This is a genomic window from Pseudomonas sp. PS02288, assembly GCF_029959715.1.
Taxonomy (GTDB): domain Bacteria; phylum Pseudomonadota; class Gammaproteobacteria; order Pseudomonadales; family Pseudomonadaceae; genus Pseudomonas_O; species Pseudomonas_O kuykendallii.
On the sequence record NZ_JASCPA010000010.1, the window covers coordinates 66634 to 90343 of the forward strand.

At 66.2% G+C, this 23710-nt stretch carries 22 protein-coding genes; 15 read left to right on the forward strand and 7 right to left on the reverse strand.

Features of this window, described 5'->3' with window-relative positions:
- Nucleotides 1-4: 4 nt before the first annotated feature.
- Nucleotides 5-799 (forward strand): thiazole synthase, encoded by a 795-nt coding sequence (locus QMX85_RS06550; RefSeq protein WP_282339334.1) that lies wholly within the window; start codon nucleotides 5-7, stop codon nucleotides 797-799.
- A gap of 136 nt (nucleotides 800-935) precedes the next feature.
- Nucleotides 936-1607, forward strand: a complete 672-nt coding sequence (trmB, locus tag QMX85_RS06555; protein ID WP_282339357.1) for a tRNA (guanosine(46)-N7)-methyltransferase TrmB — start codon at nucleotides 936-938, stop codon at nucleotides 1605-1607.
- Nucleotides 1608-1887: 280 nt separating this feature from the next.
- On the opposite strand, the gene QMX85_RS06560 is transcribed toward trmB, so the two are convergent.
- Nucleotides 1888-2322 (reverse strand): TIGR02444 family protein, encoded by a 435-nt coding sequence (locus QMX85_RS06560; protein ID WP_282339335.1) that lies wholly within the window; start codon nucleotides 2320-2322, stop codon nucleotides 1888-1890.
- Between the two features lie 50 nt (nucleotides 2323-2372).
- Between QMX85_RS06560 and QMX85_RS06565 the strand changes: the two genes are divergently transcribed.
- The 4 genes from QMX85_RS06565 to QMX85_RS06580 are packed head-to-tail and all read left to right on the forward strand — an operon-like array spanning nucleotide 2373 to nucleotide 5968.
- Nucleotides 2373-4280 carry an ATP-binding cassette domain-containing protein gene (locus QMX85_RS06565; RefSeq protein WP_282339336.1) on the forward strand — a complete coding sequence of 636 codons (1908 nt, stop codon included), beginning with the start codon at nucleotides 2373-2375 and terminating at the stop codon, nucleotides 4278-4280.
- Nucleotides 4277-4858, forward strand: a complete 582-nt coding sequence (locus tag QMX85_RS06570) for a mechanosensitive ion channel family protein (RefSeq protein ID WP_282339337.1) — start codon at nucleotides 4277-4279, stop codon at nucleotides 4856-4858. The genes QMX85_RS06565 and QMX85_RS06570 overlap by 4 nt, the downstream gene beginning before the upstream one ends.
- A 16-nt stretch (nucleotides 4859-4874) precedes the next feature.
- Nucleotides 4875-5507 (forward strand): homoserine/homoserine lactone efflux protein, encoded by a 633-nt coding sequence (rhtB, locus tag QMX85_RS06575; RefSeq protein WP_282339338.1) that lies wholly within the window; start codon nucleotides 4875-4877, stop codon nucleotides 5505-5507.
- An 11-nt stretch (nucleotides 5508-5518) separates the two neighbouring features.
- Nucleotides 5519-5968 carry a YaiI/YqxD family protein gene (locus QMX85_RS06580; RefSeq protein WP_090224141.1) on the forward strand — a complete coding sequence of 150 codons (450 nt, stop codon included), beginning with the start codon at nucleotides 5519-5521 and terminating at the stop codon, nucleotides 5966-5968.
- An 11-nt stretch (nucleotides 5969-5979) separates the two neighbouring features.
- On the opposite strand, the gene elbB is transcribed toward QMX85_RS06580, so the two are convergent.
- Together elbB and QMX85_RS06590 are read right to left on the reverse strand one after the other, a co-directional pair.
- The gene (elbB, locus tag QMX85_RS06585; RefSeq protein ID WP_282339339.1) at nucleotides 5980-6633 is read right to left on the reverse strand and encodes an isoprenoid biosynthesis glyoxalase ElbB; all 654 of its coding nucleotides are present in this window, start codon (nucleotides 6631-6633) and stop codon (nucleotides 5980-5982) included.
- Between the two features lie 117 nt (nucleotides 6634-6750).
- Nucleotides 6751-7305, reverse strand: a complete 555-nt coding sequence (locus QMX85_RS06590) for a DedA family protein (protein WP_090224137.1) — start codon at nucleotides 7303-7305, stop codon at nucleotides 6751-6753.
- Between the two features lie 218 nt (nucleotides 7306-7523).
- Between QMX85_RS06590 and hemB the strand changes: the two genes are divergently transcribed.
- Both hemB and ppk1 read left to right on the forward strand, forming a co-directional pair.
- Nucleotides 7524-8537: a porphobilinogen synthase gene (gene hemB, locus QMX85_RS06595; protein WP_282339340.1), complete on the forward strand. Its 1014-nt coding sequence runs from the start codon at nucleotides 7524-7526 to the stop codon at nucleotides 8535-8537.
- 18 nt (nucleotides 8538-8555) lie between these two features.
- Nucleotides 8556-10766 (forward strand): polyphosphate kinase 1, encoded by a 2211-nt coding sequence (ppk1, locus tag QMX85_RS06600; RefSeq protein WP_282339341.1) that lies wholly within the window; start codon nucleotides 8556-8558, stop codon nucleotides 10764-10766.
- Between the two features lie 51 nt (nucleotides 10767-10817).
- Here the strand turns inward: ppk1 and QMX85_RS06605 are convergent, their stop codons facing one another.
- The gene (locus QMX85_RS06605) at nucleotides 10818-11789 is read right to left on the reverse strand and encodes an AraC family transcriptional regulator (RefSeq protein WP_282339342.1); all 972 of its coding nucleotides are present in this window, start codon (nucleotides 11787-11789) and stop codon (nucleotides 10818-10820) included.
- Nucleotides 11790-11991: 202 nt separating this feature from the next.
- Here QMX85_RS06605 and QMX85_RS06610 point away from each other — a divergent pair, with 202 nt between their 5' ends.
- Both QMX85_RS06610 and QMX85_RS06615 read left to right on the forward strand, forming a co-directional pair.
- The gene (locus QMX85_RS06610; protein ID WP_282339343.1) at nucleotides 11992-14292 is read left to right on the forward strand and encodes a TonB-dependent siderophore receptor; all 2301 of its coding nucleotides are present in this window, start codon (nucleotides 11992-11994) and stop codon (nucleotides 14290-14292) included.
- 132 nt (nucleotides 14293-14424) lie between these two features.
- The gene (locus tag QMX85_RS06615) at nucleotides 14425-14724 is read left to right on the forward strand and encodes a DUF2218 domain-containing protein (protein WP_282339344.1); all 300 of its coding nucleotides are present in this window, start codon (nucleotides 14425-14427) and stop codon (nucleotides 14722-14724) included.
- Between the two features lie 6 nt (nucleotides 14725-14730).
- Here QMX85_RS06615 and ppx read toward each other — a convergent pair whose 3' ends face one another.
- A complete protein-coding gene (gene ppx / locus QMX85_RS06620) occupies nucleotides 14731-16233 on the reverse strand; it encodes an exopolyphosphatase (RefSeq protein ID WP_282339345.1) in 1503 nt (500 codons plus the stop codon).
- 266 nt (nucleotides 16234-16499) lie between these two features.
- On the opposite strand from ppx, the gene trxA reads away from it, so the two are divergent.
- The 4 genes from trxA (at nucleotide 16500) to QMX85_RS06640 (ending at nucleotide 20927) form a co-directional block, all read left to right on the forward strand.
- On the forward strand, nucleotides 16500-16826 hold the full coding sequence (gene trxA / locus QMX85_RS06625; protein WP_090224122.1) for a thioredoxin TrxA: 327 nt from the start codon (nucleotides 16500-16502) through the stop codon (nucleotides 16824-16826).
- Between the two features lie 249 nt (nucleotides 16827-17075).
- Complete coding sequence (gene rho / locus QMX85_RS06630; RefSeq protein WP_090224120.1) at nucleotides 17076-18335, forward strand: transcription termination factor Rho; 1260 nt, start codon at nucleotides 17076-17078, stop codon at nucleotides 18333-18335.
- A gap of 120 nt (nucleotides 18336-18455) precedes the next feature.
- A complete protein-coding gene (ubiD, locus tag QMX85_RS06635; RefSeq protein ID WP_282339346.1) occupies nucleotides 18456-19922 on the forward strand; it encodes a 4-hydroxy-3-polyprenylbenzoate decarboxylase in 1467 nt (488 codons plus the stop codon).
- A gap of 39 nt (nucleotides 19923-19961) precedes the next feature.
- On the forward strand, nucleotides 19962-20927 hold the full coding sequence (locus QMX85_RS06640; protein ID WP_282339347.1) for a CDP-6-deoxy-delta-3,4-glucoseen reductase: 966 nt from the start codon (nucleotides 19962-19964) through the stop codon (nucleotides 20925-20927).
- A gap of 86 nt (nucleotides 20928-21013) precedes the next feature.
- Here the strand turns inward: QMX85_RS06640 and QMX85_RS06645 are convergent, their stop codons facing one another.
- Nucleotides 21014-21991: an NADPH:quinone oxidoreductase family protein gene (locus QMX85_RS06645; protein ID WP_282339348.1), complete on the reverse strand. Its 978-nt coding sequence runs from the start codon at nucleotides 21989-21991 to the stop codon at nucleotides 21014-21016.
- 168 nt (nucleotides 21992-22159) lie between these two features.
- Here QMX85_RS06645 and QMX85_RS06650 point away from each other — a divergent pair, with 168 nt between their 5' ends.
- Nucleotides 22160-22576, forward strand: a complete 417-nt coding sequence (locus tag QMX85_RS06650; RefSeq protein WP_090224112.1) for a flagellar basal body-associated protein FliL — start codon at nucleotides 22160-22162, stop codon at nucleotides 22574-22576.
- A gap of 9 nt (nucleotides 22577-22585) precedes the next feature.
- Here the strand turns inward: QMX85_RS06650 and QMX85_RS06655 are convergent, their stop codons facing one another.
- A complete protein-coding gene (locus QMX85_RS06655; protein ID WP_282339349.1) occupies nucleotides 22586-23710 on the reverse strand; it encodes an ABC transporter permease in 1125 nt (374 codons plus the stop codon).

A 23710-nucleotide genomic window follows, 5' to 3' on the forward strand; every position in this document is an offset into this window, starting at 1 on the left:
TCCCATGAGCGCAGTCCCCAACGACAAGCCTTTCGTCCTGGCCGGTCGTACCTACCAGTCGCGCCTGCTGGTCGGCACCGGCAAATACAAGGATCTGGAGGAAACCCGCGCCGCCATCGAAGCCTCCGGCGCGGAGATCGTCACCGTCGCCGTGCGGCGCACCAACCTCGGCCAGAACCCCGGCGAGCCGAACCTGCTCGACGTGATTCCGCCGTCGCGCTACACCATCCTGCCGAACACCGCCGGCTGCTTCGACGCGGTCGAGGCGGTGCGCACCTGCCGCCTGGCTCGAGAGCTGCTGGATGGGCACAAGCTGGTCAAGCTGGAAGTGCTGGCCGACCAGAAGACCCTCTTCCCGAACGTGATTGAAACGCTCAAGGCGGCGGAAACCCTGGTCGCCGACGGTTTCGACGTGATGGTCTACACCAGTGACGACCCGATCATCGCCCGTCAGCTTGCAGAAATCGGCTGCATCGCGGTGATGCCGCTGGCCGGACTGATCGGCACCGGGCTGGGCATCTGCAACCCGTACAACCTGCGCATCATCCTCGAGGAATCGCCGGTTCCGGTGCTGGTCGACGCCGGCGTCGGCACCGCCTCCGATGCCACCATCGCCATGGAGCTGGGCTGCGAGGCGGTGCTGATGAACAGCGCCATCGCCCACGCGCAGAAGCCGGTGCTGATGGCCGAGGCGATGAAATACGCCATCGAGGCCGGGCGCCTGGCCTACCTCGCCGGACGCATGCCGAAGAGGCTCTATGCCAGCGCCTCGTCGCCGCTCGACGGGCTGATCCGCTGAATCCCCGGGCGCGGGCGACGCGCCCTTTCCTTCAACGCGGCGCACCCTCAGGTACGCCGCGCCTCTCCGCGCCACGGAAACAACCCGCATGACCGAACCGTCCGAAAGCCCCATCGCCCTCGAAGCCGAACGCCCGATGCGCACCATCAAGAGCTTCGTGATGCGTGCCGGACGCATGACCGAGGGCCAGCAGCGCGGTCTCGAACAGGGCCTGCCGAAGTTCGGCCTGGAGCTGGGCGACGGTCTGCGCGACTTCGATGAGGTGTTCGGGCGCCAGGCGCCGCGCACCTTCGAGATCGGTTTCGGTATGGGCCATTCGACCCTGGAAATGGCCGCCGCCGCGCCGGAGCAGGACTTCATCGGCGTCGAGGTACACCGGCCGGGCGTCGGTGCGTTGCTCAACGGCCTGCTCACCCAGCGCATGGACAATGTCCGCGTGTACAGCTGCGATGCCCTGGAGGTGCTGCGCCAGTGCGTCGCCGATGCCAGCCTCGACCGCGTGCTGCTGTTCTTCCCCGACCCCTGGCACAAGGCGCGCCATCACAAGCGGCGCATCGTCCAGCCGGCGTTCGCCGAACTGGTGCGCAGCAAGCTCAAGCCCAGCGGCGTGCTGCACATGGCCACCGACTGGCAACCCTACGCCGAGCACATGCTCGAGGTGATGAACGCCGCGCCTGGTTATCGTAACCAGGCCGCGGACGGGCAGTACGTGCAGCGCCCCCTGGAGCGCCCGGTGACCAAGTTCGAGCGCCGCGGCGAGCGCCTCGGTCACGGCGTCTGGGACCTCAAGTTCGAGCGCGTCGACTGAGCCCACCCTGGCGCCGGGCTTCGGGTAGACTAGCGCCACGGAGCCGCGCGCTCCCCTGACTTCCGGCCTGCCTGGCCTCGAGCCGCCCGTTGGGCGGCTTTTTTATGCGCGGATGAATCCCTTGTTCGTAGGGTGCGCCGCGCGCACCGAATGGCCTCGTCGGTGGGTGGTGCGCGAGGCGCACCCTACGAAACGCTCGTCGCATGTCGCGAGGCTTCCGTGGGGCGGGTGAACCCGCGTCGCGGCGTCTCTAACCTTGCGGTCGCGGGTTTCCCCCGCCCTACACCAGGGATTGCAGTGCCGGGTGATCGAATCCGGCGAGTTCGCGCAGCCAGTCGTGCGTGGTTTCGCCAGCGTCTTCCGGCCAGTCCGCGGAGGCGGATTCCAGCCGGCGCAGCAGTTCGCGCTCGGCCCGCAGCTCCAGCGCCTTGACCTGTTCGCGCAGTTCGGCCAACGCGGCGTCGCTGGTCGTCGCGGCTTTCCAGCCCTGGCGAAGCTGGCGCAGCGGCGTGACTACGGTTATTTGCCAGGGCGTCGCCAATGCTTTCAACTGCTCCGCGCGCGACGCCGTGCAGCTCACGCGGCGTGCGCCGAGCCAGGCGCCGCAGAGCAGCAGGCAGACGTCCGCGCCCTCGGCCTGCAGCGTCAGGCAGGCGTTTTCCACGCCGGGACGGGCGTAGCGGGCGAGGGCGAAACTCCATAGATCGGCGGGCATTCGGCACTCCGGGCGGGGTGGGGGCGAAGCTGATAAACTCCGCCGCCATCATGATACGACTACAGAATCTTACCTTGCAGCGCGGTCCGCAGCGCCTGCTCGAAGGCGCCGAGCTGACCCTGCACCCCGGCCAGAAGGCCGGCCTCGTGGGTGCCAACGGCGCCGGCAAATCCAGCCTGTTCGCGCTGCTGCGCGGCGAACTGGGGCCGGACGCCGGCGACTGCCAGTTGCCCGCCGACTGGCGCATCGCGCACATGCGCCAGGAGATCGAGACCCTCGATCGCCTGGCAGTGGACTACGTGCTCGACGGCGACCTCGAGTTGCGCCGCGTGCAGCGCGGGCTGGCCGTCGCCGAGGCCAGCCACGACGGCGCCGCCCTGGCGCGGCTGCACACCGAACTGGACAACGCCGATGGTTACAGCGCCGACGCCCGTGCGCGCAAGCTGCTGGCCGGGCTGGGCTTCTCCAACGAACAGATGGAGCGCCCGGTCGGCGACTTCTCCGGCGGCTGGCGGATGCGCCTGAACCTGGCGCAGGCGCTGATGCGGCCGTCCGACCTGCTGCTGCTCGACGAACCGACCAACCACCTCGACCTCGACGCCATCCTCTGGCTCGAAGGCTGGCTGAAGAGCTATCCCGGCACCCTGGTGCTGATCTCCCACGACCGCGACTTCCTCGACGCCGTGGTCGACCAGATCGTCCACCTCGAACAGCGCAAGCTGGCCCTCTACCGCGGCGGCTATTCGGCCTTCGAGCGCACTCGCGCCGAGCGCATGGCGCAGCAGCAACAGGCGTTCGAGAAGCAGCAGGCGCAGCGTGCGCACATGGAAAGCTTCATTCGCCGCTTCAAGGCCAAGGCCAGCAAGGCGCGCCAGGCGCAGAGCCGGATCAAGGCGCTGGAGAAACTCGAGGAACTGGCGCCGGCGCACGTCGATTCGCCCTTCGATTTCGTCTTTCGCGAGGCCGACAAGGTCTCCAGCCCGCTGCTCGACCTCGCCGAGGGCCGGCTCGGCTACGGCGAGCGCGCGGTGCTGGAGGCGGTCAAGCTGCAACTGGTGCCGGGCGCGAGGATCGGTCTGCTCGGGCCGAACGGCGCCGGCAAGTCGACCCTGATCAAGACTCTGGCGGACGAAATCCAGCCGCTCGGCGGGCGCCTGACGCGCGGCGAGAACCTGGTCATCGGCTACTTCGCCCAGCACCAGCTGGATGCCCTTGACGACAAGGCCAGCCCGTTGCTGCACCTGCAGCGCATCGCCCCCGGCGAGCGCGAGCAGACCCTGCGCGATTTCCTCGGTGGCTTCGACTTCCGTGGCCCGCGCTGCGACGAACCGGTGCTGAATTTCTCCGGTGGCGAAAAGGCCCGCCTGGCGTTGGCGCTGATCGCCTGGGGCAAGCCGAACCTGTTGCTGCTCGACGAACCGACCAACCACCTCGACCTGGAGATGCGCCTCGCGCTGACCATGGCGCTGCAGGATTTCGAGGGTGCCGTGCTGGTGGTCAGCCACGACCGGCACCTGCTCAAGAGCACCACCGACGAATTCCTGCTGGTCGCCGATGGGCGCGTGCAAGCCTTCGACGGCGATCTCGAGGATTACGCCCGCTGGCTGCTGGACTACCGCGCGCGGCAGCAGCCGGTGGCGGTTGCCAGCGGCGCGGACAAGACCGACAAGCGCGCCCAGCGGCAGGCCGCCGCGGCGTTGCGTCAGCAACTGGCACCGCACAAGCGCGAGGCCGACAAGCTGGAGAAACAGCTCGGCGAGGTGCAGGAGAAGCTCGCCGCGCTGGAAACCCGGCTCGGCGACGCGGCGCTCTACGAGGCGGGGCGCAAGGACGAGCTGCGCGACCTGCTGGCCAGCCAGACGAGCCTCAAGGTGCGTGAGAACGAGCTGGAGGAGCACTGGCTGGAGGCGCTGGAAGTCCTCGAAGGCCTGCAGCGCGAACTGGAGGCTGCATCGTGAACGAGGTCTACCTGTTCCTGCAGCAGAGCTGGCTGCAGCCGGTGTTCGAAGGGCTGAAGATCCTGCTCATCGTGCTGTTCGCCTACATCCTGCAGCGCCTGGTATGGCGGGGGCTGACGCGCCTCGGCGAGCGCTACCAATTGCCGGTGGAACTGCTGCTGCCGCTGCGCGGCGGCTTGCGCTGGTTCATCATGGGCAGCGCCTTCATCATGGTGCTCGAGCGCCTCGGCGTGTCGGTGACCGTGCTCTGGACGGCGGTGTCGGGCTTCATCGCGGTGGCTGCGGTGGCCTTCTTCGCGATCTGGAGCGTGCTCTCCAACCTGTTCTGCGCGGTGCTGATCTTCACCGTCGGGCCGTTCCGCCTGGGCGACGTGGTCGAGGTGCTGGACGCCTCGGACAAGCCCGGCATCAAGGGCCGCGTCGCCTCGATCAACCTGCTCTTCACCACCCTTGAAGAAGTCGACGAGCACGGCAACACCTGCTCGGTGCAGATCCCCAACACGCAGTTCTTCCAGAAGTCGGTGCGCCGCTGGCGCGGCTCCGAACCCTTCACCCTATTCTCCAACCGCGACGAATGATCGGAAGGTAAATCCCATGGCACTGCATACCTGGCTTGCGTTCCTGGTGGCCTGTTGGGTCATCAGCCTGTCCCCCGGCGCCGGGGCCATCGCCTCGATGTCGGCGGGCCTGCAGTACGGATTCTGGCGCGGCTACTGGAATGCGCTGGGGCTGCAGGTTGGCCTGGCGCTGCAGATCGCCATCGTCGCCGCCGGCGTTGGCGCGGTGCTGGCCACCTCGGCGCTGGCCTTCGCCCTGATCAAGTGGTTCGGCGTCGTCTACCTGGTGTGGCTGGCGATCAAGCAATGGCGCGCGCTGCCCGCCGACCTGCCGGATGCCGCTGCCGCACGACCCATCGGCCGGCCGCTGAGCCTGGTCCTGCGCGGCTTCCTGGTGAATGCCAGCAACCCCAAGGCGATCGTCTTCATGCTCGCGGTGCTGCCGCAGTTCATCGATCCGGTGCTGCCGCTGATGGGGCAGTACCTGGTGCTCGGCGCGACCATGATCGTCGTCGACCTGATCGTCATGGCCGGCTACACCGGCCTCGCTTCGCGGGTCCTGCGCCTGCTGCGCACGCCGCGTCAGCAGCGCCTGATGAACCGCAGTTTCGCGGTGATGTTCGTCGGCGCCGCCGGTTTGCTGGCGACGGTGCGCCGGGCCGTGGTGTGAGCGACACGCCGATGCGCGTCTGGATCGATGCCGACGCCTGCCCCAAGGCGGCCAAGGAGCAGGTGGTCAAGTTCGCCCTCAAGCGGCGCTTTCAGGTGCTGCTGGTAGCGGGCCAGCCGCAGATAAAACCGGCCTTCGCGCTGGTGCAGTTGATCGTGGTGCCGAGCGGCCCGGACGCCGCCGACGATTACCTGGTCGAGCACGCCGAGCCCGGCGATCTGGTGATCTGCAGCGACGTGCCCCTGGCCGACCGGCTGGTGAAGAAGGGCGTGCTGGCGCTCGACCCGCGCGGCAAGGTATTCGACGAGCGCAACATGGGCGAGCGCCTGGCGGTGCGCAACCTGTTCACCGACTTGCGCGAGCAGGGCCAGGCTGGCGGCGGTCCGGCGGCTTATTCGGAGCGCGATCGCCAGGCCTTCGCCAATACGCTGGATCGGCTGCTCGTGCAGTTGATGCGTTAGGCGCCGGCTTCTCAGGCCATTTCCAGGACCTGGTCCACCAGCTTGTTGATCCCGGCGGCCGCTTCCGCGATCGACTGGGCGAGCATGTAGGCCGGCGTGGTCACCAGCTTGTGCTCGGGGTCGACGACGATGTTGTCCACCTCGCACTCCTCGTGCCGCGCGCCCATCTGGGTCAGCGCCGCCGCCGTGTCGGCGTCCTTGCCGATGGTGCAGGTGACGCCTTCACCAAAGATCTTCGCCGCCATCGACGGCGCGATGCACATCAGCCCGATGGGCTTTTCGGCAGCGGCGAAGGCCTGGGCCAGCGCCAGCACGTCGGGCTGCACGCTCATGTTGGCGCCGCTGACGGCGAAATCGCAGAGGTTCTTCGCCGCGCCGAAACCGCCAGGCACGATCAGTGCGTCGAAAGCTTCGGCCTTGGCTTCGCGCAGGTCCTTGATCTGGCCGCGAGCGATGCGCGCCGACTCGACCAGCACGTTGCGCGTCTCGGACACCTCGTCGCCGCTGAGGTGGTCGACGACCTGCAACTGGGCGATGTTCGGCGCGAAGCACTGCACCTGCGCGCCACGCTGGTCGAGGCGCAGCAGGGTGAGCACGCTTTCGTGGATTTCCGCGCCGTCATAGACGCCGCAACCGGAAAGGATCACCGCTACTTTCTTGCTCATCGCCATTCTCCTGGGCAGGTGGAACGCTTCGGCGCCGGCAACTGCAGGGCCGTCATTCATATGGAGGTCACGATTGTGCGGCGGTTCAGCCGCCAGCGCGAGGCGGCGGGGCGAGGCTCAGCCGCGACGCGCCAGGTGCAGGCGGCGCAGCCACAGCAGGACGCCGCCGAGCAGCAGCGCGCCAAGCACGTAGAGCTCGTAGCGGCGCAGGTTGCCGAGCAGCCCTTCGAGGGCGGCACCGAAGTGATAGGCGGCCACGGTCAGTACGGTGGCCCAGACCAGCGCGCCGAGGGCGTTGAGCAGCAGGTAGCGGCCGGGTGAATAGCCGGACAGGCCGATCGCCACCGGCATGACCGTGCGCAGGCCGTAGACGAAGCGGAAACCCAGCACCCAGAGGTCGGGATGGCGGCGGAAGTAGGTCAGTGCCCTGTCGCCCAGCACCTGCCAGCGCGGGCGTCGTTGCAAGATCGCGCGGCCGTGGCGGCGGCCTAGGTAGAACCACAGCTGGTCGCCGGCGTAGCTGCCGAGGAAGGCGGTGAGCACCACCAGTTGCACGTTGAGGTAGCCGCGAAAGGCCAGGAAACCGGCTACCACCAGGATCGTCTCGCCCTCGAAGAAGGTGCCCAGGAACAGGGCGATGTAGCCGAAATTCTCCAGCAGGTGTTCGAGCATGGCGGGGGGTGAGCCGGGAAAAGGTAGGGCGCAGCCTACTCCTATCGCGGCCGCACGGAAAAGCACGCGGATCAATGCGCCCGGTCGCTCGACGGATCGCGCCGGGCTGGTGACAATGTTCGCTTGAGTGCCTTTGCGGCACCTGCCGTCATCAAAGGGTCATAATGACGGCCTATAACCGTCACACTGTGCCCGCTCGTGCGGGTCTGGAGTCCGCCGTGAGTTTTACCCCCGCCAATCGCCTGTTCCCTGCCACCCGCCTGCGGCGCAACCGCCGCGACGAGTTTTCCCGTCGTCTGGTGCGGGAGAACCAGTTGAGCGTGGATGACCTGATCCTCCCGGTGTTCATCCTCGATGGCGAGAATCGCCGCGAGCCGGTCGCCTCGATGCCCGGCGTCGAGCGGCTATCGATCGACCAGTTGCTGATCGACGCCGAGGAGCTGGTCGAGCTGGGGATTCCCTTGATCGACCTGTTCCCGTTCATCCCGGTCGAGCGCAAATCCCTCGACGCTGCCGAAGCCTGGAATCCCGACGGCCTGGTACAGCGTGCGATCCGCGCGCTGCGCGAGCGCTTCCCCGAGCTGGGCGTGATGACCGACGTGGCGCTCGACCCGTACACCACGCACGGCCAGGACGGCATCATCGACGCCGAAGGCTACGTGCAGAACGACATCACCATCGACGCGCTGGTCAAACAGACCCTGTCCCATGCCGAGGCCGGCGCGCACATCGTCTCGCCGTCGGACATGATGGACGGGCGCATCCAGGCGATGCGCGAGGCGCTGGAGGTGGCCGAGCATCCGAACGTGCGGATCATGGCCTACTCGGCCAAGTACGCCAGTGCCTACTACGGGCCGTTCCGCGACGCCATCGGCTCGTCTGGCAACCTCGGTTCGGGCAACAAGTACAACTACCAGATGGACCCGGCCAACGGTGACGAGGCGCTGCACGAAGTCGCCCTCGACCTCGCCGAAGGCGCCGACATGGTCATGGTCAAGCCGGGCTTGCCCTACCTCGACGTGTTGCGCCGGGTGAAGGACGAATTCCGCGTGCCGACCTTTGTCTATCAGGTCAGCGGCGAGTACGCGATGCACATGGCGGCCATCCAGAACGGCTGGCTGTCCGAGGCGGTGATCATGGAATCGCTGATTGCCTTCAAGCGCGCCGGTGCCGACGGCATCCTCACCTATTTCGCCAAACACGCGGCCAAGGCCCTCAAGCAAGGGCATTGAGATCACGCAGGAGACTCGATGAACAGCAGCGAAGGACTCACTGAAACCCCGCTCGACGAGGTGCCTGCCCTGGCCATCGCCGAGGCGCCGGAAACCCCGCCCGTGGAGGCGCTGCCCGATGTGGTCGCCGAGCCGGCCCCGGCCGCGCCGGTTCCGGGGGTCGACGACAGCAGCCTGTACATCCACCGCGAGTTGTCGCAGCTGCAGTTCAACATCCGCGTGCTGGAGCAGGCGCTGGACGAGTCCCAGCCGCTGCTGGAACGGCTGAAGTTCCTGCTGATCTTTTCCAGCAACCTCGACGAGTTCTTTGAAATCCGCGTCGCCGGGCTGAAGAAGCAGATCACCTTCGCTCGTGAGCAGGCCGGCGCCGATGGCCTGCAGCCGCACCAGGCGCTGGCGCGGATCGCCGACCTGGTGCATGAGCAGGTCAACCGTCAGTACGCGATCCTCAACGATATCCTTCTGCCGGAACTGGCCAAACATAACGTCAACTTCATCCGTCGCCGCTACTGGACGCCGAAGCTGAAGGCCTGGGTCCGCCGCTATTTCCGCGACGAGATCGCGCCGATCATCACGCCGATCGGCCTCGACCCGACGCACCCGTTCCCGCTGCTGGTGAACAAGAGCCTGAACTTCGTCGTCGAGTTGGAGGGTATGGACGCCTTCGGCCGCGACTCCGGTCTGGCGATCATTCCGGCGCCGCGCCTGCTGCCGCGGGTGATCCGCGTGCCCGAGGACGTCGGCGGCGCCGGCGACAACTTCGTGTTCCTCTCCTCGATGATCCACGCGCATGCCGACGAGCTGTTCCACGGCATGAAGGTCAAGGGCTGCTACCAGTTCCGCCTGACCCGTAACGCCGATCTGTCGGTCGATGCCGAGGACGTCGAGGATCTGGCGCGTGCGCTGCGCGGCGAACTGTTCTCGCGGCGCTACGGCGATGCGGTGCGCGTCGAGGTGGTGGAAAGCTGTCCGAAGCCGCTCACCGACTACCTGCTCAAGCAGTTCGGCCTGTCCGAAAGCGAGCTGTACAAGGTCAACGGACCGGTCAACCTGACGCGCCTGTTCAGCATCACCGGCCTCGACAGCCATCCCGAGCTGCAGTACGCGCCGTTCACCCCGCTGATTCCCAAGCAGCTGCAGAACCGCGACAACCTGTTCAACGTGGTCGGCAAGCTCGACTACCTGCTGATGCACCCGTTTGAGTCCTTCACCCCGGTGATCGACCTGCTGCGCCAGGCCGCCAAGGACCCCAGCGTGCTGGCGATCAAGCAGACGCTGTACCGTTCCGGGGCCAACTCGGAGATCGTCGATGCGCTGGTCGATGCCGCGCGCAACGGCAAGGAGGTCACCGCGGTGATCGAGCTGCGCGCGCGTTTCGACGAGGAGTCCAACCTGCAACTGGCGAGCCGCCTGCAGGCCGCCGGCGCGGTGGTGATCTACGGCGTGGTCGGCTTCAAGACCCACGCCAAGATGATGCTGATCCTGCGTCGCGAGAACGGCGAGCTGCGCCGCTACGCGCACCTCGGCACCGGCAACTACCACGCCGGCAACGCCAAGCTGTACACCGACTACAGCCTGCTGACCGCCGACGTGGCGCTCTGCGAGGACCTGCACAAGCTGTTCAACCAGTTGATCGGCATGGGCAAGACGCTGCGCATGAAGAAACTGCTGCATGCGCCGTTCACGCTGAAGAAGAACCTGCTGGAGATGATCAACCGCGAGGGCGTCGCCGCCAGCGAAGGGCGTCCGGCGCAGATCATGGCCAAGGTCAACTCGCTGACCGATCCGAAGATCATCCGCGCCCTCTACAAGGCCAGCCAGGCGGGCGTGAAGATAGACCTGGTGGTGCGCGGCATGTGCTGCCTGCGTCCGGGTGTGCCGGGTGTTTCGCACAACATCCAGGTGCGCTCCATCATCGGCCGGTTCCTCGAACACAGCCGCATCTACTACTTCCTCAACGGCGGCGACGAGAAGATCTTCCTCTCCAGCGCCGACTGGATGGAGCGCAACCTCGACAAGCGCATCGAGACCTGCTTCCCGGTGGAGGGCAAGAAGCTGATCACGCGGGTGAAGAAGGAACTGGAGTCGTACCTGACCGACAACTCCCAGGCCTGGGCGCTGCAGTCGGACGGCAGCTACGTGCGCTGCAGCCCGACCGGCAACCAGAACTCGCGCAATGCACAGGCCGCGCTGTTCGATCGGCTGACCAACCCGGTGACCGCGCGCTGAACAACGCGCCAGGGTTTCCCGCCACTCGCCCGGACACCCGGGCGAAACCCCTCAGATGCGCCCGCGAACCTGCTTCGGCGTCAGCCCGAACTGACGCTTGAACGCCGTGGCGAAGTTCGTCGCGCTGTTGTAGCCGGCGATCCAGGCCGCCTGGGCCACGTTGGCGCCTTGCCTTTCCAGGGCTTCGCGGGCCTCCAGCAGCTTGCGCGCGCGCTGGTACTCGAAGACGGTGGTCCCTTTGTGCAGGCGGAACTGGCGCTGCAGGGTGCTGGTATTGACGCCGGTTTCCCGCGCGATCCGTTCCAGCGACCAGCCATCGGCGGCGCCGCTGTCGAGCAGCTCCACCACCCGCAACAGCCGCCGGTGTTCGTGCGGACGCAGGCTGCCGGCCGGCAGCGTCGCCTCGTGGGTGATCGTGGTCAGCGCCTCGCCGGCGATCTCCAGCGCGCGACTTTCCAGGTAGAGGTTCTGCAGCATCGGGCTGTAGCCCGGCGGGCAGAGCATCTGTTCGGCCAGCGCCAGCAGCCGCGCCGACGGCTGCCAGTAGCGCACCTCAAGGTGCTGGCGCTTGAAGCCGACGATCTGCGCGTAGCCGGCGTGCTCGTCGAGCCCGCCGGACTCGAACCACTCCGGCGCCAGGCTCACCACCAGCTTGCGGACATGCGCGCCGCGCTTCGCCTCACGGCTGAACAGCGCGGGTTCGGCCAGGGCGATCGCCAGGCCTTCCGGCGGCGCACCGAGCCTGCTGCCGATGCGCAGCGCCTTGTCGCCGTAGCGCACGTCGCTGTGCCCTTCGAGGAAGAGGGCGAAGCTCAGGCGTGGCAGGACTTCCACCTCGGTGCAGAAGTCCTGCAGTTCATGGCAGTCGGAACAATGGAGCGACAACCCGGTACGCAGGTTGTGCCAGCGCACTTGGCCCTGGAACAGGCGCTCCTCGTCCGCCGACTCGTTGCGCAGGAAGCGCAGCCGGGTTTCCGAATTCAGCAGATTGGAACGGCCGACGAAGGATTCGGGGCTGCACATGGAGGCTCCTTGCGACGAGTCGGCTGCAGGCCGGCTCCGGGAAAACAACTTCGAGCAGGAGAGTGGATGGCGCAAACCTTTTGCTCGTTTGCGCAAACCTTTTGCGGGTAGCGCTGTGGAAGACTACCGCCCGACATCAGTTGATGCAAATCGTTATCATTTGATTGGGCGCCGTCTTTGCGCCCGTTCGGGGGAGTTCACCGTGGCAACAGTCGCAAAATCGCCCATATTCATCCGTCGCCGTCTGGTCGTCGCGTTGTTGGCCGCCAGCACCGGCCTGGCCCACGCGGCCGACGTGGACACCGACACCTCCGCCGCGAGCGCAGCCATCCAGTTGGAGGAAGGCAAGGTCCTCGGCACCGCCGCCGAAGAGCTAAAGCAGGCACCGGGCGTTTCGGTGATCACGGCCGAAGACATCAGGAAGTCGCCGCCGGCCAACGACCTTTCCGAAATCATCCGCCGGATGCCGGGCGTCAACCTGACCGGTAACTCCACCAGCGGTCAGCGTGGCAACAACCGGCAGATCGACATCCGTGGCATGGGCCCGGAGAACACCCTGATCCTGGTGGACGGCAAGCCGGTGAGTTCGCGCAACTCGGTGCGAATGGGCTGGCGTGGCGAGCGTGACAGCCGCGGCGATACCAACTGGGTGCCGGCCGAACAGATCGAGCGCATCGAGGTGCTGCGTGGTCCGGCGGCAGCGCGCTACGGCTCGGGCGCGGCGGGTGGCGTGGTGAACATCATCACCAAGGCGCCGACCGAGGAAATGCACGGCAACGCGACCGCGTACATGAGCTTTCCCGCCCACAAGGAAGAAGGCGCCAGCAAGCGCATCAACTTCTCCCTCGACGGCCCGCTCACCGAAAACCTTTCCTACCGGTTCTACGGCAACGTGGCGAAGACCGACATGGACGACGCGGACATCAACGCCGGGCATCAATCGCCACGCACCGGGACCAATGCCGCCAGCCTACCGGCCGGCCGCGAAGGGGTGCGCAATCGCGACCTGAACGGACAGCTGGAATGGCGTTTCGCCGAAGGGCAGAAGCTCAGGCTGGAGGCCGGCTTCAACCGCCAGGGCAACCTGTATGCCGGCGATACCCAGAACACCAACACCAACGCCCTGGTGCAGCAGATGTTGGGGCATGAAACCAATACCTTGTATCGCCAGAGCTATGCGCTGACGCACGAAGGCCAGTTCGATTTCGGCTCGACGATGAGCTACCTGCAGTACGAGCGCACGCGTAACCGCCGCCTTGGCGAGGGGCTCGCCGGTGGTATCGAGGGAGTCTTCAATCCGAACGGCGCCCTCGGCCCAGTCGGCGTGAGCACCGCCGAGCTGAAGACCACCACCGCCCACAGCGAAGTCAGCCTGCCGTGGGAAACCGCCATGCCGCAGGTCGCGACGATCGGCGTGGAATGGCAGGACCAGCGCCTGGACGACAGCGCCTCGAACTCGCTGAACTTCTCGCTGCCGCAGTTTGGCAACAACACCCTTCCGGGAATCGATGCCACCAACCGCGGCAGCAAGACGTCGGCGCGACTGGCTTCGGTGTTCTTCGACGACAACATCGAGTTGCGTCCCGGCACGACCCTGACGCCGGGCCTGCGCTTCGACCATCACAGCGAGTCCGGCAGCAACTGGAGCCCGGCGCTGAACCTGTCGCACGCATTGACCGAAGCCTGGAGCCTCAAGGCCGGTATCGCGCGCGCCTACAAGGCGCCCAACCTCTACCAGACCAACTCGGGATACCTACTCTACAGCGCCGGTCAGGGCTGCTGGGGCGGCGCCGGAAGCGGCGCCAGCGCCGGCTGCTATCTGGTCGGCAACAAGAACCTTGAGGCCGAAACCAGCATCAACAAGGAGCTGGGCGTCGAGTTCAACGAGGGCGGCGTCACGGCCGGCGTCACCTACTTCCGCAACGATTACCGCAACAAGATCGAAGCGGGCACCAGCCCGGTCGCCTATTCCTCCACCGGCCGCCGGGTGTTCCAGTGGGACAACGTCGACAAGGCGCTGGTCGAGGGCATCGAAGGTACGCTGAACCTGCCGCTGAGCGATTCCGTCACCTGGAACAACAATTTCACCTACATGCTGCAGTCGAAGAACGAAGACACCGGCGATCGCTTGTCGATCATCCCGAAGTACACCCTCAACTCCATGCTCGACTGGCAGGCGACCGAGCAGCTCTCGTTGCAGGCCACCGTCGTGTACTACGGCAAGCAGCAGCCGAAGAAGTACAACTACCAGGGTGTTGCGGTCTCGGGCAGCGAGGCTCGGGAAATCTCGCCCTACGCCATCGCCGGGCTAATCGGCACCTATGCGTTCAGCGAGAAGCTGAGCGTCACCGCAGGCGTATCGAACCTGTTCGACAAGCGCCTCTACCGCGAGGGCAACTCGCAAACCACCGGGACCGCGCCGAACCAGATCTTCGGTGCCGGCGCCTACACCTACAACGAGCCTGGGCGGACGTTCTACACCAGCGTCAGCACGTCTTTCTGAGGAGGCGTGAGACCCGACGCGCGGTACCGCAGAGCCGCCGTGCTTCGTCCTGCCAGGCCATCCGTGAACCGCTGATGAGGGCCGCCGCCGCGCGAGCGGCGCGGCCTGAGGTCGATCGACGAGGAGCAAGCGATGAACCACTTCCATGCCCGGGTACCGACCGCGCAGGCGTCGCGCAACATGACCCGGCTGTGCAAGCACTTCCGCCACAAGGTCAGCGTGAACTATGACGAGCGCCAGGCGAACGCGGCGTTTCCCTTTGGCCTGTGCCGCATGCGCGCCGAGGCGGACGCGCTGCTGCTGGACTGCCAGGCCGAGTCCGGCGAGGCGCTGGCGCGCCTGCAGTTCGTGCTCGCCGACCACCTGCTGCGCTTCTCGCGCGATGAACGCCTGGCGATCGAGTGGCAGGACGGGGCGAACCCGCAGATGTGAGCCGGCTCAGCGAGCCTTGAGCTGATAACCGACCCGCGCCAGCCATTCGGCTTCCTGGGCGAAATCCGCCTGGGTCAGCGGGTTGCTCTCCAGCCAGCCGTCCGGGAAGACCACCTCCAGGCTGCGCCGTCCGGCTTTGAGCTGGACCTTGGGCATTTCCTGGGTGCCGCGGATGTGGTGGAAGAGGATCGCGAAGCGCAGCAGGATGCACAGCCGCACCAGCTTGTCGGAGTCGGCGGTGAACTCCACGTACTTGTCGCGCGGGATGTTGCGGCGGTGGCCGCGCACCAGCAGTGCAAGCATCTGCTGGTCCTGACGCGAGAAGCCGGCCAGGTCGGAGTGCTCGATCAGGTAGGCGCCGTGCTTGTGGTAATGGTAGTGGGCGATGTCCAGGCCGATCTCGTGGACCCGCGCGGCCCAGGTCAGCAGTTCCCTCCAGGCCTCGTCGCGCAGGTCCCAGGCGTCGGCGACCTGCTCGTAGGCCGACAGGGCCTTGGCTTCGACCCTCGCGGCCTGTTCCAAGTCGACGTGGTAGCGCTCCATCAGCGACCCGAGGGTGCGTTCGCGGACGTCCTCGTGGTGTTGGCGGCCAATCAGGTCGTAGAGCACGCCCTCGCGCAGCGCTCCCTCGGAGTGCAGCATCTGGTCGAGTTCGAGTGCGTCGTAGATCGCCTCGAGGATTGCCACGCCCGCCGGGAAGATCGTCCGCCGGTCTGGCTTCACGCCGTCGAGATCGATGCGTTCGACATCGCCCAGCTTGAGCAGGCGGATTTTCAGCAGTTTCAGTCCCTGCGGATTGACCTCGCCGTTGCCGTTGCCCTCGCCACGAATCGCCAGGCCAACCGCGCGGATGGTGCCGGAGGCGCCGAGCGCTTCCTGCCAGCCAAGGCGGCGCAGCGCATGTTCGATGCCCATCAGTTCCAGGCGCGCCGCGGTGTAGGCCTGGGCGTAACGCGCCGAGGTGATCTTGCCGTCGCGGAAATAGCGCTGGGTGAAGCTGACGCAGCCCATCTGCAGGCTTTCCCGCAGGAGCGGTTCGAAGCGCTGGCCGATGATGAATTCGGTGCTGCCGCCGCCGATGTCGACGACCAGCCGTTTGCCCGGCACGTCGGGAGATGTCTGCGACACGCCCAGATAGATGAGGCGGGCTTCTTCGCGGCCGGAAATCACGTCCACCGGATGCCCGAGAATGGCTTCGGCCTGGCGGATGAAGTCGCCACGGTTGCGCGCCTCGCGCAGCGCGTTGGTGCCGACGATGCGCACCGCGCCCTGCGGCAGTCCGTTGATCATCTGTGCGAACAGGCGCAGGCAATCGAGCCCGCGCTGCATGGCTTCGGCGCTGAGCTGGCGATTCTCGTCGATACCGGCGGCCAGCTGAACCTTGTCGCCGATGCGCTCGAGAATGCGGATTTCACCGCGATCGGCTTTGGCCAGGACCATGTGGAAGCTGTTCGAGCCCAGGTCGATGGCGGCGATCAAAGGGAAATGTTTGGCAGGAGCTGACGGCATGCTTAGCGTCTCGAGTTAGAACCGCGCCATCCTGCCACGATAGGGCGACTTCGCCAATTCGGCGCCCGTGGCGCTGCCGATCAGGGCGCGCAGGTGAATCAGGTCGGCATCGGTTGGGACAGGCATGCGCGGGCAAAGGTTGCGCCACCGCCGTCGATAGGATTTGCCTTGGCCGCGATAGCGAAGCTCAATCGCCGGCGGCTTTCGATCCGTAGGCAAGCGGGCTATGATGGCCGCCAATTTCGATTCTGACCACGGAGACTTCCATGAGCGAGTTCATTACCCACGTCAGCGATTCCAGCTTCGATCAAGACGTGCTGCAAGCCGACGGTCCGGTTCTGGTCGACTATTGGGCCGAGTGGTGTGGCCCGTGCAAGATGATCGCGCCGGTACTCGACGAGATCGCCCAGACCTACCAGGGCAAGCTGAAGATCTGCAAGCTGAACATCGACGAAAACCAGGACACCCCGCCGAAGTACGGCGTGCGCGGCATCCCGACCCTGATGCTGTTCAAGAACGGCAACGTCGAGGCGACCAAGGTTGGTGCGCTGTCCAAGTCGCAACTGGCGGCATTCCTCGACGCCAACATCTGACGCCGCTGCGCTGCAGACGGCGAATTAAAGGCCCCGCAAACGACGGGGCTTTTTTCTGCGCAAAAGCTAGACGCTCGAACAAAGCCGGTGTTACATTCGGCTCGCTGCATTTTCTGACGCAGCCCTTCGCAAGCCGCCATCGCCGCACTCCTACTCCAGTCAGTACTGCGATTCCTTCGCCTCCCCCCGGCGCGGTCGGCATCCCAAGCTAAATGCTTCCTTCCTATTCTTCGTATCTACGTCATTCCTATGAATCTGACCGAACTCAAGCAAAAGCCGATTACCGAACTGCTGGAAATGGCCGAACAGATGGGCATCGAGAACATGGCCCGTTCGCGCAAGCAGGACGTGATCTTCTCGCTGCTCAAGAAGCACTCCAAAGGCGGTGAGGAAATCTCCGGTGACGGCGTGCTGGAGATACTCCAGGACGGTTTCGGCTTTTTGCGCTCCGCGGACTCTTCCTATCTCGCCGGCCCGGACGACATCTACGTCTCGCCGAGCCAGATCCGCCGCTTCAACCTGCGCACCGGCGACACCATCATCGGCAAGATCCGCCCGCCGAAAGAAGGTGAGCGCTACTTCGCACTGCTCAAGGTCGACTCGATCAACTACGATCGACCGGAGAACGCGAAGAACAAGATTCTCTTCGAGAACCTGACCCCGCTGTTCCCCACCAAGCGCCTGGTCATGGAAGCCGGCAACGGCTCCACCGAAGACCTCACCGGTCGCGTGATCGACCTCTGCGCACCGATCGGCAAGGGCCAGCGCGGCCTGATCGTGGCGCCGCCGAAGGCCGGCAAGACGATCATGCTGCAGAACATCGCGGCGAACATCACCCGCAACAACCCCGAGTGCCACCTGATCGTTCTGCTGATCGACGAGCGTCCGGAAGAAGTGACCGAGATGCAGCGCACCGTGCGCGGCGAAGTGGTCGCCTCCACCTTCGACGAGCCGCCGACCCGCCACGTGCAGGTCGCCGAAATGGTGATCGAGAAGGCCAAGCGCCTGGTCGAGCACAAGAAGGACGTGGTCATCCTCCTCGACTCCATCACCCGTCTGGCGCGTGCCTACAACACCGTGATCCCGAGCTCCGGCAAGGTCCTCACCGGTGGTGTCGATGCCCACGCCCTGGAGAAACCGAAGCGTTTCTTCGGTGCCGCGCGGAACATCGAGGAAGGCGGTTCGCTGACCATCATCGCCACCGCGCTGGTCGAGACCGGCTCGAAGATGGACGAAGTGATCTACGAAGAATTCAAGGGCACCGGCAACATGGAGCTGCCCCTGGACCGTCGCATCGCGGAAAAACGTGTGTTCCCGGCGATCAACATCAACCGTTCCGGCACCCGCCGCGAGGAGTTGCTGACCGCCGAGGACGAGCTGCAGCGGATGTGGATCCTGCGCAAGCTGCTGCACCCGATGGACGAAATCGCCGCCATCGAGTTCCTTCTCGACAAGCTGAAGGACACCAAGACCAACGATGAGTTCTTCTTGTCGATGAAGCGCAAGTAAGGGTTCGGCAGGTCGACGAAAGCCGGGGAAACCCGGCTTTCGCGCATCTGCAGGTTCATGCGTCCGGCGGTTGGCGCTAAACTCGGCGCCCCCGCCTGCACGCTCCAGCGAGGCTCACCCATGCAGTATCGCGACCTACGCGACTTTATCAGCGGCCTGGAACAGCGCGGCGAACTCAAGCGCATCCAGGTGCCGGTTTCCCCGGTTCTCGAAATGACCGAAATCTGCGACCGCACCCTGCGGCGCGAAGGTCCGGCGCTGCTGTTCGAGAACCCGACCGGCTTCGACATGCCGGTGCTCGGCAACCTGTTCGGCACGCCCAGGCGCGTGGCCCTGGGCATGGGCGCCGAAGACGTCAGCGAGCTGCGCGAGATCGGCAGGCTGCTGGCCTTCCTCAAGGAGCCGGAGCCGCCGAAGGGCCTGAAGGACGCCTGGTCCAAGCTGCCGATCTTCAAGAAGGTGCTGAGCATGGCGCCCAAGGTGCTGAAGGACGCGCCGTGCCAGGAAGTGGTCGAGGAGGGCGACGACGTCGACCTTGGCAAACTGCCGGTGCAGACCTGCTGGCCAGGCGATGTCGGCCCGCTGATCACCTGGGGGCTGACCGTCACCAAAGGGCCGAACAAGGAGCGGCAGAACCTCGGCATCTATCGCCAGCAGGTCATCGGCCGCAACAAGCTGATCATGCGCTGGCTCAGCCATCGCGGTGGCGCGCTGGATTTCCGCGAGTGGTGCGAGAAGTTTCCCGGCAAACCCTATCCGGTGGCGGTGGCCCTGGGCGCGGACCCGGCGACCATTCTTGGCGCGGTGACGCCGGTGCCGGACAGCCTCTCCGAATATGCCTTCGCCGGCTTGCTGCGCGGGCACAAGACCGAACTGGTGAAGTGCCGCGGCAGCGACCTGCAGGTGCCGGCCAGCGCCGAGATCGTCCTCGAGGGCGTGATCCATCCCGGCGAGATGGCCGACGAAGGCCCTTACGGCGACCACACCGGCTACTACAACGAGGTCGACCGCTTCCCGGTGTTCACCGTCGAGCGCATCACCCGGCGTCTCGAGCCCATCTACCACAGCACCTACACCGGCCGGCCGCCGGACGAGCCGGCGATTCTCGGCGTGGCGCTGAACGAAGTCTTCGTGCCGATCCTGCAGAAGCAGTTCCCGGAGATCACCGACTTCTACCTGCCGCCCGAGGGGTGCTCGTACCGGATGGCGGTGGTGACGATCAAGAAACAGTACCCGGGCCACGCCAAGCGCGTGATGCTCGGCGTCTGGTCGTTCCTGCGCCAGTTCATGTACACCAAGTTCGTCATCGTCACCGACGACGACATCGATGCGCGCGACTGGAAGGACGTGATCTGGGCCATCACCACGCGGATGGACCCCAAGCGCGACACGGTGCTGATCGACAACACGCCGATCGACTACCTCGATTTCGCCTCGCCGGTCTCAGGGCTCGGCTCGAAGATGGGCCTCGACGCCACCCACAAGTGGCCAGGCGAAACCAGCCGCGAGTGGGGCCGGGCGATCGTCAAGGACGAGGCGGTCAGCCGCCGCGTCGACGAACTCTGGACTTCCCTGGGAATCGACTGAATAGTCCGTCTTGTCTTGAACACCGAGCACAACCCACCGATGAAAGTGACCTTGCAGCCGTCCGGAGCGGTACTCGACACGCTTCCCGGCGAGCGCATCCTCGATGCGGCGCGCCGGCTCGGCTACGACTGCCCGCAGAGCTGCCGCAACGGCAACTGCCATGTCTGCGCCGCGCTGCTGGTGGAGGGCCGGGTACGCCAGGACGGCGAGGTCCTAGACCAAGGCGAGCTGTTCACCTGCCTTGCCGAACCGATTGAGGACTGCGTGCTGCAATGGGACGGGGTGCTCGCCCCCGGCGAATTGCCGGTGCATGAGCTGAGCTGCCAATTGATCGAGTGCATCGACGCCGGCGGCGACGTGTTCCGTGTGCGCCTGCGTGCGCCGGCCGGCAAGCCGCCGCGCTACCACGCCGGTCAGTACCTGCAGGTGCTGCGCGAGGATGGCGAGTGGGCGGCGTTCTCCCTGGCGTCCTCGCCGCATTCGGGCCGCGAGCTGGAGCTGCATGTGCTGGCGCGGGAGGACTCCGCGCGCAACCTGCTGGCGTTCGTCCAGCGCCAGGGTTTCGCCCGTGTGCGCCTGCCATTCGGCGAGGCGCACCTTGCCGAGTTGCCCGACGGCCCGCTGGTGCTGATCGCCGCCGGCACCGGCATGGCGCAGATGCACAGCCTGATCGAATACTGCCGCAGCCAGGGTTTCGCCCATCCGGTGCATCTGTACTGGGGCGCGCGCCAGCCCGACGATTTCTACCGCGTGCCGCACTGGCAGGAATGGCAGACGGTGGACAACCTGTTCCTGCACCAGGTGGTCAGCGACCGGTGTGGCTGGGAAGGCCGCTGCGGGCTGTTGCACGAGGCTATCCGCGAGGACTTCGCCGACCTCGGCGCGCTGCATGTCTACGCCAGCGGCTCGCCGGCGATGGTCTATGCGACCCTCGACGCGCTGGTGGAGGCGGGCATGGATGCGCATCAGATGCGCGCGGACGTGTTCGCCTACGCGCCCCGCTGAGGTCGAGCCCGCGAGCGTCCGGGAAAGAGGTGAGGAAGCATGCAAAAGGCCGCCCGTGGGCGGCCTTTTTCGTGGGCGGCTGGCGATCAGCGCACCTGCACCACGATCTTGCCCACGGCCCGGCGCTGGCCGAGCGTATCGATGGCGGCGCCGGCCTGGTTCAGCGGGAAGGTCTGCGATACCAATGGCTTGATCTTGCCTTCGGCGAACCAGTGGAACAGCTGCTGGAAGTTGGCGGCGTTGTCCTGTGGCTGGCGCTGGGCGAACGAGCCCCAGAACACGCCCACCAGCGACGCGCCCTTGAGCAGCGTGAGGTTGGCCGGCAGGGCGGGAATGGTCCCGCTGGCGAAGCCGACCACCAGCATGCGGCCATTCCAGGCGATGGAACGGAAGGCTTCCTCGAACAGGTCGCCGCCAACCGGGTCGTAGATCACGTCGACGCCCTTGCCGCCGGTCAGCGTCTTCAACTGGTCCTTGAGGCCGCCTTCGCTGTAGTTGATCAGCTCGTCCGCGCCGGCGTTCTTCGCCACCGCCAGCTTTTCCGCGCTGCTCGCCGCGGCGATCACCCGCGCGCCCAGCGCCTTGCCGATTTCCACCGCGGCCAGGCCGACACCGCCGGAGGCACCGAGCACCAGCAGGGTCTCGCCCGGCTGCAGGTTGCCGCGTTGCTTGAGGGCGTGCATCGAGGTGCCGTAGGTCATGCCGAAGGCCGCCGCGCTGGCGAAGTGCATGCCCTCGGGGATCGGCATCACGTTATAGCCGGGCACCGCGACCTGTTCGGCAAAGCTGCCCCAGCCGGTCAGCGCCATCACCCGGTCGCCGACCTTCAGATGGCCGACCTTTTCGCCCACTGCCGCGACCACCCCGGCCGCCTCGCCGCCCGGCGAGAACGGGAAGGGCGGCTTGAACTGGTACTTGCCCTCGATGATCAGCGTGTCGGGGAAGTTGACCCCGGCGGCGTGCACGTCGAGGAGCACTTCGTTGCCCTTGGGCTGCGGGCTGGCGATGTCTTCGAGGACCAGGCTGTCGGCGGGGCCGAAGGCTTTGCAGAGCACGGCTTTCATCGGGGGCTTCCTTCGTTCTGATTGTTGGCCTGGCAGTGTAGGGGCGAGGTCTGCCCGGTCAATCAGCATGCCGCTGCCTGATGGCCGGGCATAAGCCGTGATCGCCGCCGGGCTTGGGCGCGGCACGCACACTGGCTATGCTAGGCGCAGACCTCTGGAGAATCGGCTTTGAAAACCTGCATCGCGTTACTGCTCGCCCTGTCCCTGCCGCTGGCGCACGCCAACGAGGAAGCCGAACCCAAGGAAGGCGAGGCGGCCGCGCCGACGACGGCCTACATCGGCCTCACCCCCGCGCTGGTCGGCAACTACGGGTCCGGGCCGAAGCTGAAGTACTACAAGGCGGACATCGCGCTGCAGGTGAAGAGCGCCGACGCCAAGGCCAAGGTCGAGCACCACGAGCCCTTGATCCGCAATCAGCTGGTGATGATCTTCTCGCAGCAGACCGACGAGAGCCTGGGCAGCCCGGATGGCAAGGAAAAGCTGCGCCAGGAGGCGCTCAAGCAGGTCCAGGACGTGCTCCAGCAGGAAGAAGGTGCCCCGCTGGTGGACGACCTGCTGTTCAACAACCTGGTCGTCCAGCCCTAGCCCGGCGATTCAGGCCATCTGCGCCAGCGTCTTGCGGAAGCGGCTCAGCGCGGCGAAGAAGAACAGGCTGCCGATGCCGATGATCGCCAGCAACTGCGGCCAGATGATCGACAACCCCGCACCGCGGTAGAGAATCGCCTGGGCCAGGGCGACGAAGTGGGTGGTCGGCGCCAGCAGCATGATCCGCTGGATCACCTCCGGCATGCTCTCGCGCGGCGTGGTCCCGCCGGAGAGTATCTGCAGCGGCATCAGCACCAGGATGATCAGCAGGCCGAGTTGCGGCATCGAGCGCGCCAGGGTGCCGAAGAAGATGCCCATCGACGTGGTGGCGAACAGGTGCAGTGCGGCGCCTGCGAGGAACAGCCCTACCGAGCCGGCGATCGGCACCTGCAGCCAGCCCTGGACCACCAGCAGCAGCGACAGCGCCGCGGCGCCGAGTACCACCGCGCCCATCGACCAGACCTTGGCCAGCATGATCTCGAGCGGTGTCACCGGCATCACCAGCAGGTGCTCGATGGTGCCGTGCTCGCGTTCGCGGATCAGCGCCGCGCCGGTGAGAATGATCGAGAGCATGGTGATCTGGTTGATCACTTCCATCACCGAGCCGAACCAGGTGCGCGTCAGGTTCGGGTTGAACTGCATGCGCACGTTCAGCTCGGCGCGTTGGGCGGCGAGGACGCGGTAGCGGCCGATGAATTCGCCGATCTCGCTGCTGACGATGTTCTGGATGTAGCCGGCGCCGGTGAACGCCTGGCTGATCTGGGTGGCGTCGACGTTCAGTTGCAGCGCCGGCTGGCGGCCGGCGAGCACATCGCTCTGGAAGTTCGGCGGCACGTTCAGGGTGAAGGTGTAGAGCCCGGCGTCCATGCCGTGGTCCATGCGGTTCAGGTCGATCAGCGCCGGGCTGAGAAAGTAGGGCGGCTGGAAGCTGTGGACGATCCGTGTGGACAGCTGCGAGCGGTCCTCGTCGACCACCGCGATCGCGGCATTGTGCAGGCTCTCCGGCATGCTGGTGGCGGACGAGTAGACGCCCACGCTGAACGACCAGACGATCAGCGCCAGCAGCGCGTAGTCGCGGCCCAGGCTGCGGAACTCCTTGAGCCCCAGGTGGAAGATGTTGGCCAGGCGCTCCAT